The organism is Bacillus sp. MUM 13 (assembly GCF_001866725.1).
GTDB lineage: Bacteria > Bacillota > Bacilli > Bacillales > DSM-1321 > Peribacillus.
In genome coordinates this window covers 52,361-62,985 of record NZ_MLYQ01000049.1, presented here as the reverse complement: position 1 = coordinate 62,985, position 10,625 = coordinate 52,361, and the positions used below count along the sequence as shown (strand labels likewise).

The following is a 10,625-nucleotide window of genomic DNA, read 5'->3' as shown; positions in this document are numbered from 1 at the left end:
CTTTTAGGGGTCACTACAAAGGTACTGTCCCTTTTACTGAACTATTTATTCAACCCGAATGCAAAAAAGGGTCCATTTACTGTTATTGTGGATAGGATGCGAGCCATTTCTTCGGGTGATTCCTTCCTGCCGCTATCTAACCATTGCTGGATGACTCCTATATGTGCAGAAGCAACGTAAGAAGCTAAGTATTGTCCTGGAACAAGTAAATGTTCCTCCTTAAGAAGTGCGTCAGAATCATTCCCAAAGAGCGTTTTCCACATGAAATTTTTCAGTCTTGTCTGAAAAGATATATCGCCTTTTGGACCTAACACTGCTTGCATAAAACCACTGTTTTTATTCAGGTACTCAAATATGGAAACGGCAAGGGCAAATGGTGTTGCAGTCGAGGGGTCGGTTTTAAGTGCGGCAATCACACCCGGAAAGTTCTTTTTTGCGAGTCTGGACATCTCAAGCATAATCTCTTCCTCGCATTTTGTGATTAAATCAAACTTATCTTGGTAGTGGGCATAAAATGTACCCCTATTAATCTTTGCTCGAGTGGTTATGTCTTTAACCGTAATGGCCTCAAAACCTTTCTCATTGATCAATTCAACAAGTGCATCCCGGATGGATTCTTTTGTCCGAATGACCCGTAAATCCGTATTACTATCCCGCAAGCTATTTCCTCCTTACTTTTATCCAACACATTTATCACTAATGTTCCGTAACCAACACATCTGCCATTTTTGATTATTGAAACAGCACTTGACTACACTTTATAATCTGATTGTAAATAAACAACAGGTTGTTCATTTATTGTAGCATGAAACCAAGGAGGATAAAATATGTTCAAAAACAAACTGGTATTACTGTCACCAATCATTGCATTGGCCGTTATTTTTATTTTTTCATTAACATTATTTCCATCAGTCCAGCCACAGCCCCAAAATCTGCCTATTGCCATCGTAAATGGGGATAATGGTGTGCAAGTTCCTAATGGTCCAAAAATGAATATGGGGAAAATTATCGTTGATAGGATGAGGGGAATTTCAAAATCAGCAAAAGGGGAAGACCCTGCAGTAAAATGGGTTGAAGTAAAAACAGCAGAGGAAGCACAAAAGGGAATGGATGATCAAAAATATTATGCAGCATTAGTCATTCCGGAAGATTTTAGTGCCAAACAGGCATCATTAAGGACACCCGCACCTGCTTCACCCCAAGTTCAAATTTATATCAATCAGGGAATGAATACAGCTGCCTCAACAATGGCGGGACAGGTCTTGAATGGTGTGTATGACAATATGAACAGCACCATTCGCACGCAGATCCTCCAAGAATTTGAAAAGCAAGGAGCAACATTAACAGCAAAACAAGCGGCTGTTTTAGCGGCTCCTATATCAAAAAAAGTGACAAATGTTAATGAAATTGGTACAAATAGTGCGAACGGAAATGCTCCTGTTTCCTTATTTCAGCCATTATGGATAGGAAGCTTAGCAAGTGCGGCTATTATCTTTATGGCTGTCAGTAAAGTATCCATTACAAACCGAAAAGAGAACCTTATCGCAAAGCTAGGGCAAATTGTAATAGGGGCAATTATTTCACTTGTCGTTGGGTTTGGTTTAACTTGGTTCGCAGATGGGCTGGTGGGACTTCATATACCGCAATTTACGGATACAGCTTTATTTCTATCGATTACTTCTTTTAGCTTTTTCCTTATGATTTCAGCGGTCCTTTCCGTGCTGGGAATCAGAAGTTTAGCTCTATTTGGATTATTGTTATTCTTTGGTGCGCCACTGCTTGCAATGGCCCCGGAAATGATGTCTCCATTTTATCGGGACTGGGTTTATTCCTGGCTGCCAATGAGATTCATGATTCAAGGTTTGCGTGAATTGTTCTTCTTTGGAAAAGGATTAACTTGGAGTTCTCCAGTATCAGCACTTGTATGGATTGGGTTAGCAAGTACTGTAATCATACTGGCATCTTCCTTAAAACGTAGTTGGGCAAAAAACAACACGAAAAATTAGAGGCCTAATGAAATAAGCCGTTTTCTTTTAGGGAAACGGCTTTGTTATGTATAAAATTTAGAGAAGTTCCCTTAAGCGCTTTCCTTCATGAATTTCTTGAATCCCTTCCTCACAAACTCCATATGAACGCCAGGAACAAGTTTTACAGACAGTTTGGATGTCCGAGGGGACGACAAACTTTCGGATAGAGGCCTCAATGTCCATCCAGCTCAGAATTTGTCCGATTTTAAGCCCCATTTTTTCTAAAATAATCGCATCTTTTTCATAAATATTGTCGTCTTGACAGTGGTATTTACCTGAGTTAGGATATTTTTCACAAAGTTGATCTGGTCCCTTTACAAGCAAAATTAACGTGTTGGGTTTAGCTCTTAAGGTTTGATGCAAACGTGTCATATTTTCCACATATTCTTCGGAATACCCCATTCCCCGATAGCCCAGAAGGCAAAAAAGATGATGACCCCGTAGCTTATACATATTTCTCCTCCCCAGTTTTTAGGTTCAATTAAAGTGTTAACTAAAATTGTTAATGGTTAACATATATTATTTATCTTAACATATCACACCGATACATTTGGGAAGTTTTTTGTATTGTTGTCTTCGGAGTACCCTAAAAGGGATAACATTAACTAAGCCATAATATCTAAAAAAAGAAACAGGTTTCCTTTAACGGGTTCTATTGATGCGCAATTTCAGCAACAAAAATAACACAAATTTCAGCACAAAAAAATACTTGTACAATAGCTATTGTACAGTGGTATTTCGTGTGATTTTGTTTATGATTATATAGTTTTTTCTTAGTTAGATAAAGGTTATTTTGCAAATGCAGCCAAAGGAAGTTGAGGGGAAAAATTTTTCTAAAATATGGAAGTGTTATGATAAAATTTATGTATAGGTTGGATAAAAAAAGGGGGATACAATATGAAACGATTTATCATGCTCTCAGGCTTAATATTGCTTTTCATTCTTTTAACAGCTTGCTCGTCTAAATCATCTTTAGAACTTGTAAAATCAAAAGTTGATTTTGTTAATGATAAAAGCAAAGTTGGTGCAATAGGTATAACAGAAGGTGACATGAAAGGGCAGGAACTTGTACCGACGGCGTTATATTATGAGTTTGAAATCAAAAATAATGGTAATGAAAAAATAGGAGGAATTGGTGATAAGGGGTTACGAGTAAAAATTGAACCAAATGATAAATTAGCAGCTATATCCAAAGAAACAGTTGGTTTTAATTTTTTTGAACCCTCTTCATATAAAGAAACGGGTGTAGGATACGGAGCTTCTTTTAATGGGGAAATCCTTCCTAATAAAAACGGGAAATACATTTTAACTTACGATTTGGGTGTAAGCGAAGAAAACCCACAAGTTCCTTTAAGAGTTCCATCAAAAGAAAAGCTAAATAAACTTAAGGATCATGCTTTAGATGCTTCTCTAATAGTAACTTTAGATGGTAAAGAAATAACTCGTTTTAACTTAAAAAAGGAATAGTTAAAATTGTGATTTGATGAAAAACAAATAAAAACAGTAAAGCATCGGTGCTAAAACCGATGCTTTTTTAGGTGTTAAATTATTGTTATTTTGTATGTTTTTTTAACTTTTTGTCCCCCAGAAGAGAGGTTTCCCTGTATCTTCTTTCAAATGCGATTGATATCATCAAGCATATCCTGATTCCATTTCCAGTCGCTGATTTCTGCTGCTTCTGTTACATGGTGGATTTTGCTTGCGCCGATGATGGCGGATGTGACAGCGTCTTGGTTGAGAACCCATGAGAGGGCAAGCTGTGACAAGCTGACTTCGTTCTTCTCAGCGATTTCCCGGTATTGTCCAACTTTTTTGAAGTTTTCTGCTGTAAAGTACTTTTTCAATAATTGTTCGCCATGTGCTGCGCGGCTTTCGGCTGGAGCATCTTTCGGGCTTTTGTATTTGCCGGATAGCATGCCTCTTGCCATCGGGCTGTACACCATGACTCCGACGCCTTCTGATTGTGAAAATGGCAGAAGCTCCTGTTCGATTTCCCGTGAAAGCAGGTTATATTGCGGCTGAACAGACACATACTTTTCAAGGTTCAATCTGTCACTGATCCCGTGTGATTTGGCGATCTGCCATGCTGCATAGTTGGAACAGCCGATATATCGCACCTTGCCTTGACGGACGATGTCGTCGAGTGTGCGAAGCGTCTCTTCCAGTGGTGTGCTTTCATCGAAAATATGAACCTGATATAAATCAATATAATCCGTCTGTAAACGGCGCAGGGAGTTGTCGATTTCGTTCATGATATGTACCCTTGAAAGACCGCGTTCATTTTTGCCGCGTCCCATCTGGATGCCGACCTTTGTTGCCAAAACCACTTGATCGCGTTTTCCTTTCAGGTAACGCCCGATGATTTCTTCACTTTCTCCCGTGCCGTGCTTGAATTCTTCATCCTGGCCTTTTCCGTAAAAATTGGCTGTATCCACAAAATTAATGCCGCTTTCAAGAGCCGTATCCAGAATGCTATGTGAGGCATCTTCATCAATCCATCTGCCAAATGCCATCGTGCCTAAGCATAAATTCGAGACTTCCAAACCGGTTTTTCCAAGCTTTTTATACTGCATGATCCCACCAGCCCTCAGTTTATTTTACATAAGCATAGTCCTTTTAAATGGGAGATTCAAGGAATTAGGGCTGTGGCGGGATGGTTCATTTTGTTCTTTAAAGAATATTATTTGTTGTAACATTTATGGATTTCAATATTCTGTTAAAATTGTATTTAAATAGATGTTAAAGATTAGCAGGAGGGGAATATGAAAGTTGAATTAACAAGGTTTAAGGTTAAAAAAGGTAAAACGGAGCGAGTTGATGAATGGTTAAAATTCTTAAATGATCATATGAAAGATGTTCTTGTGACCTTAGCGGGTGAAAAAATGTATGTTGAGACCATTTTCAGAGAGCATCTTAACGGTGATGAGTTTCTCTACTGGCATTCAGTCCAAGGTGAAGGCGGGCAAGAAGTAGAGCAATCTGAACATTGGATTGATAAAAAACATATTGAATTTTGGAATGAATGTATTGACGGAACTTTTAAGCCGATTGATTTGAAGACTGAAGTTGTTATGATACTCCCAAACGTGAAAAACAGTATGAATTAATACTAAGACCTCTGTTTAGAGGTTTTTTTATGTACTTCTGAGTATTTTACTCGTTGCACAATTAAACTTTTCTAAATCAAAACTCTCCGAAATCTATTCTAACAACATGTTTCGGAGGGTTTCAAGAAAGCAACAATCTATACGAAAACAGTACAAATCCTTCATCTTTCTATGGATATGACTAACCTATGCCTGTGATGTTTTAATGATCAGTCGTTGGGATTAATAATGGCAAGTACCTGATGATCTTCCCAATTTCCGTTAATTTTTACATTCTTGATGGCAATCCCTTCCTTATGAAAACCGGCCTTCTCCAATACCCGGATGGAACCGATGTTGTGGGGCATCACGCCGGCTTCAATTCTATGTAATTTAAGTTCCGTAAAAGCATATCGGACCACAAGCTTGGCAGCAATTGTTGTGTAGCCTTTTCCGTTATGATCTTTATTGAGAGAGTATCCGATGAATGCACTTTGCAGAGAGCCTCGAAGTACCTGGAAAAGATTGATATTTCCTATGAGTGTATTATTTTTAGCAAGGAAAATGCCAAAATGATAGGATTTATCTTCCTTTGAATGCTGTTGCCAGGAGTTAATAGCTTTTGTTTGAAATTCTAAAGTATAGTAATCTTCTTTACGTTCAGTGGAAAATGGCTCGAAAAAGCTTTTATTTTTGACAAATAAATTTAGCAGCGCACCGGCATCCGCTTCAGTTAGGGGTCTTAGGTATATCTTTTCGCTATGTAACATGTTGTCCGCCTTTCTTTGCCGCAAAGGACATTTAATAGAATTAAATTTATTTTACCATAAATTTCAAAGCAACTTTATTGGAGTCGGTTTTTTTAAAGCGGTACAATCGCATAGAATTCTGGAAATTGGGCAGATTGGTTAACAGTGTTAGGTGGTTATCATATGGAGAATTTAGATAGTGAAAATACATTTTTTAAAGGGTGCCTTTGGGGAGTACTTTTGTCCATCCCGCTGTGGGCTCTGATTTTGTTTATAATTTATAAAATTTTTGGTGAGATGGCATAAAAAAAAGCCTGCATAGGGAGCAGGCAGCCACGTACATATTTGTTTTACATTCCTTTTACATATAAAACGATTATAACAGTAATGATTAATCCAAATATAATGAAAGTCCCAATCCCTGAACTGTACACAAAATAAACAGTGGTGTGGCTAATCATATTAACAAGCAAGAATATCAATAAAATAAAACACGATAAAAGGACAAAAGGCATATTTTTATTTCTCTTCATGTCAGCCAGGCTCCTCATCATGTAGCGGTATATTTCTATACCCTATGTGAGGGGAGCCTTGTATTATTCTGGATTCTCCAGGAGGCTGATTTTCAACTCGCTCGAATGAAGCGGGATTTGGCTCTAATGAAGACGAATTTCGCTCTAATCAGGGAGGATTTGGCTCGAATGAAGGCTGATTTGAACCAATTATCCATTTAACTGGAAAAAATTAGCCTTCAGAGGGTGACTAAGTTAGGTGTATGCGTGGCTCAAGTCAGCTGAATTTTGTTAATGTGAGGAGGATGATTTTCAACTCGCTCGAATGAAGTGGGATTTGGCTCTAATGAAGTCTAATTTCGCTCTAATCAGAGAGGATTTGGCTCGAATGGAAGCTGATTTGGGTCGATTATCCATTTAACTGGAAAAAATAATCCTTCAGAGGGTGACTATGTTAGATGTATGCGTGGCTCAAGTCAGCTGAATTTTGTATATGTGAGGGGGAAGATTTTCAACTCGCTCGAATGAAGTGGGATTTGGCTCTAATGAAGCCTAATTTCGCTCTAATCAGAGAGGATTTGGTTCGAATGGAGGCTAGTTTGGACCTATTATCCATTTAACTGGAAAAAAATGTTGCCTTAGAGCTCTTGATTCCTGCTGAAAACAACATAATCTTGTAGTTTAGTAACAAAAAAAGGCATGAGGACCCAATCCTCATGCCTTTTTACCTCAGTTATATACCGAACTGGGAATCTTTAAAACAGGATTTCCAGCAGCAAAAGGTGCCAATTCATATTCCTGATAAATCAAGTAAATGCCACCTTGGGCAAAGAAAAATTGGGATTTGCTGTTCATTGGGACATCGCTTCTTTTATGTACAAAGTAGCCGGTGGACTCGTGCTTGATCAGGTAGTTGTAGGCGTATGTTCTGACTTTTTCCATTGTTGCTTTTGTGGTAAGGATGTCGCTTATTTTTACCCGGGTGCCGCTGCTGTTAAAATTAAAGCCTTCAACATAGTCGTTTCCGTGGGCGCCGCCTAGATAAGTATAGTCAGTGATCAGTATGCTCAATTTAGATCCGTCATTGTATTTAACTTTATAAGATGTGATGTATTTGTAGTTACAGGCAAATCCGCTGCACCATTCTTCGCTTCTGTCTCTTTTTTCCTGCGCTTGGGTTGCCAAATATGCCTTATAAGATCTTGCTGCTTCACTCAATAAGGTTTGGTTGATTTTCTTTTCAGCGGTCTTATTTTTCATGCCGGAAACCTGTGGATAGCTAAGATCGCTTACTTTGTATGTGTGCTTAGTAACCTTGATAGCTGTATAGAATTTCAGGTATCTGGTAGAAACATAGGCTTTTTTATTTTTGTACAATATCTCAGACCATCCGGAACTCAGTTTTGCATATACATTTACATTTGTGCCGCTTAATAATGAACCGACAACTTTCCCCTTTAAGCTTGGAGCACTTCTGACATTTAATGTAGTTTTGGTATTCACATAGGCTATCTTGGCCGAAGCTGCACTTGCCCCGTGAGACGTGAAGAGCAAGGAAACGAAAAGTGACAAAACAAGCAGGGTTTTTAAGGCTTTTTGTATGTTCATACTATCCCTCCGTTTAATTTAAGGTACCTTGCTATTATATAAGAAGAAAATTAAAAAAACGATGAGTTTGGTAAAATATGGACAAAAAAACAAGCCGCCCGCCAAGAGGCAGGGGCTTGCATCAGGTTCTTATTTATTGGTACCATAGCTGATCATATTAGTGAAAATCCTGTATGCACCAGGCACCTGGCTTTGGATTTGCCTGTAGAATACTAGGCTTGTATATAGGTAGGTGCCTTTTCCGTAGTCGGCAGCGAGTATGCCTCCAGTAAATGGCGCTTCATTAGGGTCGGCCATGCTGACGAAGGTTTCATAGCGGCTGTCCCATTCCATCGGATAATACAGTCCTCTTTCCTGAATCCAGTTTTCCCAGTCTTTATCGGTAATTTTGTTCGGGTAGCTGAATAGCGGAGAGTTCGGATTTGTTATAGTTACCTTGGCATTTTCATCTGTTACTCTCCAGCGTATGGATGGGTCGCCAATTTTTAGTTTGTACGGCGCGGTGGCAGCAGGGTCCCATTTGTCGCCAGGTTTATGGTATTGGACAACAACGTGTCCGCCATTTTCCGCGTATTGCAGCAAACGTGCATTGTTTTTCAAAAGGTCGGCACGGGAAAGGTAAGCCCGGATGCCTGTAACAATGGTATCGTATTTGCTTAAATCACCTGTGGATAAATCTGCTTCTGTCAGCTTCGTGACATGAAAGCCTGCTTGAATAAGGCTATCTGCCACTTTATCAAATCCGCTGTCCACATAACCGACGTTCAGGTTTTTTGGCTTGTTCAGTTCAAAGGCTACAGCTTTTAGCTTTGCCGGGTATTGATAATAAAATGTTCCGATATGTTTATAGGATATTTCCTGGATGGTGGAGCCGAGTTTCTGTCCATTTCTTTCAGCTATGGCATCTATAGAGTAATCTCCCGCTTTAATGCCAGCTGGCGGTGAAAGCTTAAAGGTGACATCCTGCTCCTCAAGCTTCTTTTTAAAAGAAAGAACAGCTTTTTGAGGAGAAACCTTCCACCCCTTTGGTATGTGTAAGGAGACGGCTGTTTTAGCAGCTCCACTTTGATAGTTTTTAGCTTTGACTGTGACGGGAATTTCCTTTTGCACCTCAAGAGTGTTTACAACAAGGTTATCGGGTGACAAAGTTAAACCGACCTCCGGAAGAACGGCAATGGTTCCTTCCAGATCCTGAACGTGGCTTGCCGCTGTTCCATTGGCCTTGTAGTTTATCTTGGCTTGTATGGCAGGTGCTTGGTACGGGTCATAATAGGCAGCATTCTTAGGGACGGTTATAGTGTAAGTAAAAGTTGCCGTGCTGCCTGGCTTTAGAGTTTTGTTCTGATTATGAGTGGCCGCCTTCCAGCCCTTTGGAATGATGAGAGACGCTCCGGCATTTGTGATGGTATGCTTTCCGTTGTTTACCAGTTTTACTGTAACAGTCGTTTTCTGTCCTTTTGTGAGAATACTTGAAGATGATTTTGCCGTAACTGAGAGGCTCGAGGAAACAAAGCTGGCATTTTGCAGCTGGTCTTCCTTGAGTGAGAGCTTGTGCAGCAAGTCAGCCTTAAGGGCGGAATCCAGGCTTGCACGTTTGGTTTTTGCAAGTGCAGAGCGGACTTCTTTTAATGCCTGCTGGCTTTTGTCAAAAACCTTGCTGCGGTTCGGATAAGAAGAAATAGCAGAGTTAAGGTCATACTGAAGGGCTATAAACTGGTTCTTTAAGGCTTGCTCTTTTTTAGGGAGCTTTTTTGCCCATTGTTTTAAGTCATAGGGTACACCTGCAAACAGGTCCTTATTGTCACCGACTGCGCTTTTCAGGAGTTCCAAATCAACTTGTCTCGGTTCTGCAGGAATGACAGACCCCATTCCCTGGCTTTTGTGCATGAACCGTGATTGTTCTCCTAGCTGAGGATAAGTCATTTTATAGACTGGATCATATTTGCCGATTTCTATGGAAGTGGTTGCTGATTCTTTGGAGGCGGCAGGGAGGTAGAGTTTCTTAATTTGCCAGACGGATAAACCTTCTTTTAATTGCTTTGGAAACACTTTAGGATCTGCGGCGTCTTTAAATGCCCGTTCTGTCAATATCTCCATTGTGCGGTGGTGGCCGTGCTGTGTATCATCGTTTCGGAAGGAGGGCATCGCAATGTCCGGCTGATAGGTGCGGATAAATCGGATGACACGTTCATAGGTGAGTGTTTCTCCCCATTTTGAAAGGGTTTCTTCAGGTGTTTTTGAAAAACCGAAATCATAGATAGGGTCAGAAGTGGTTCTGCTTAAATGGTAAGCTGTGACACCAGTGATTTTGGCAGCTTCAATCATTTCTCTAGAACGGATTATGCCAAGTGCATTGCCTAATTCATCGCCAATCTCATTTTGTCCCCCCTCGCCGCGGTTGGCAATCAGGCTTGATGTTTTGACTCCAAGCCCTCTTGATAAATAGGCCAAAAAGTCACTGCGCTCATCATCAGGATGGGCTCCGGTATTCAAAAAAGAGACGGTTGTTCCAAGAGGCTTTACAGCATTCCAAAGGGCAACATCAGGTTCTTTTGCTGGAGCGGCAATTCCTTCGATAGGGAAAAAGGATGCACAAAGCAGAATCGAAAGGAATGAGAATAGAATTCTTTTCATTTTGTAACC

At 40.0% G+C, this 10,625-nt stretch carries 9 protein-coding genes; 3 read left to right on the top strand and 6 right to left on the bottom strand.

Annotated features, from left to right (window positions below):
- Window positions 1-41: 41 nt before the first annotated feature.
- Window positions 42-659: a TetR/AcrR family transcriptional regulator gene (locus tag BIV59_RS14070; protein WP_071352099.1), complete on the bottom strand. Its 618-nt coding sequence runs from the start codon at window positions 657-659 to the stop codon at window positions 42-44.
- A gap of 168 nt (window positions 660-827) precedes the next feature.
- Between BIV59_RS14070 and BIV59_RS14065 the strand changes: the two genes are divergently transcribed.
- Window positions 828-2,006, top strand: a complete 1,179-nt coding sequence (locus BIV59_RS14065; RefSeq protein WP_071352098.1) for a YhgE/Pip domain-containing protein — start codon at window positions 828-830, stop codon at window positions 2,004-2,006.
- Between the two features lie 57 nt (window positions 2,007-2,063).
- On the opposite strand, the gene BIV59_RS14060 is transcribed toward BIV59_RS14065, so the two are convergent.
- Window positions 2,064-2,480, bottom strand: a complete 417-nt coding sequence (locus tag BIV59_RS14060; RefSeq protein WP_071352097.1) for a DUF1284 domain-containing protein — start codon at window positions 2,478-2,480, stop codon at window positions 2,064-2,066.
- A 444-nt stretch (window positions 2,481-2,924) separates the two neighbouring features.
- On the opposite strand from BIV59_RS14060, the gene BIV59_RS14055 reads away from it, so the two are divergent.
- Window positions 2,925-3,494 carry a hypothetical protein gene (locus tag BIV59_RS14055; protein ID WP_071352096.1) on the top strand — a complete coding sequence of 190 codons (570 nt, stop codon included), beginning with the start codon at window positions 2,925-2,927 and terminating at the stop codon, window positions 3,492-3,494.
- Window positions 3,495-3,640: 146 nt separating this feature from the next.
- Here the strand turns inward: BIV59_RS14055 and BIV59_RS14050 are convergent, their stop codons facing one another.
- Window positions 3,641-4,600 carry an aldo/keto reductase gene (locus tag BIV59_RS14050; RefSeq protein WP_071352095.1) on the bottom strand — a complete coding sequence of 320 codons (960 nt, stop codon included), beginning with the start codon at window positions 4,598-4,600 and terminating at the stop codon, window positions 3,641-3,643.
- Between the two features lie 189 nt (window positions 4,601-4,789).
- On the opposite strand from BIV59_RS14050, the gene BIV59_RS14045 reads away from it, so the two are divergent.
- Window positions 4,790-5,134, top strand: a complete 345-nt coding sequence (locus tag BIV59_RS14045) for a DUF6176 family protein (RefSeq protein ID WP_071352094.1) — start codon at window positions 4,790-4,792, stop codon at window positions 5,132-5,134.
- Window positions 5,135-5,343: 209 nt separating this feature from the next.
- Here BIV59_RS14045 and BIV59_RS14040 read toward each other — a convergent pair whose 3' ends face one another.
- The 3 genes from BIV59_RS14040 to BIV59_RS14025 form a co-directional block, all read right to left on the bottom strand.
- Window positions 5,344-5,883, bottom strand: a complete 540-nt coding sequence (locus BIV59_RS14040; protein ID WP_071352093.1) for a GNAT family N-acetyltransferase — start codon at window positions 5,881-5,883, stop codon at window positions 5,344-5,346.
- 1,220 nt (window positions 5,884-7,103) lie between these two features.
- A complete protein-coding gene (locus BIV59_RS14030; protein ID WP_071352091.1) occupies window positions 7,104-7,982 on the bottom strand; it encodes a PdaC/SigV domain-containing protein in 879 nt (292 codons plus the stop codon).
- Window positions 7,983-8,111: 129 nt separating this feature from the next.
- Window positions 8,112-10,616, bottom strand: a complete 2,505-nt coding sequence (locus BIV59_RS14025) for an NEW3 domain-containing protein (protein ID WP_071352090.1) — start codon at window positions 10,614-10,616, stop codon at window positions 8,112-8,114.
- Window positions 10,617-10,625 lie beyond the last annotated feature (9 nt).

Bases quoted from the DNA above. Each gene is read 5' to 3' on its own strand.
- BIV59_RS14065 (WP_071352098.1), top strand. From the start codon at position 828: ATGTTCAAAAACAAACTGGTATTACTGTCACCAATCATTGCATTGGCC.
- BIV59_RS14060 (WP_071352097.1), bottom strand. From the start codon at position 2,480: ATGTATAAGCTACGGGGTCATCATCTTTTTTGCCTTCTGGGCTATCGG.
- BIV59_RS14055 (WP_071352096.1), top strand. From the start codon at position 2,925: ATGAAACGATTTATCATGCTCTCAGGCTTAATATTGCTTTTCATTCTT.
- BIV59_RS14050 (WP_071352095.1), bottom strand. From the start codon at position 4,600: ATGCAGTATAAAAAGCTTGGAAAAACCGGTTTGGAAGTCTCGAATTTA.
- BIV59_RS14045 (WP_071352094.1), top strand. From the start codon at position 4,790: ATGAAAGTTGAATTAACAAGGTTTAAGGTTAAAAAAGGTAAAACGGAG.
- BIV59_RS14040 (WP_071352093.1), bottom strand. From the start codon at position 5,883: ATGTTACATAGCGAAAAGATATACCTAAGACCCCTAACTGAAGCGGAT.
- BIV59_RS14030 (WP_071352091.1), bottom strand. From the start codon at position 7,982: ATGAACATACAAAAAGCCTTAAAAACCCTGCTTGTTTTGTCACTTTTC.
- BIV59_RS14025 (WP_071352090.1), bottom strand. From the start codon at position 10,616: ATGAAAAGAATTCTATTCTCATTCCTTTCGATTCTGCTTTGTGCATCC.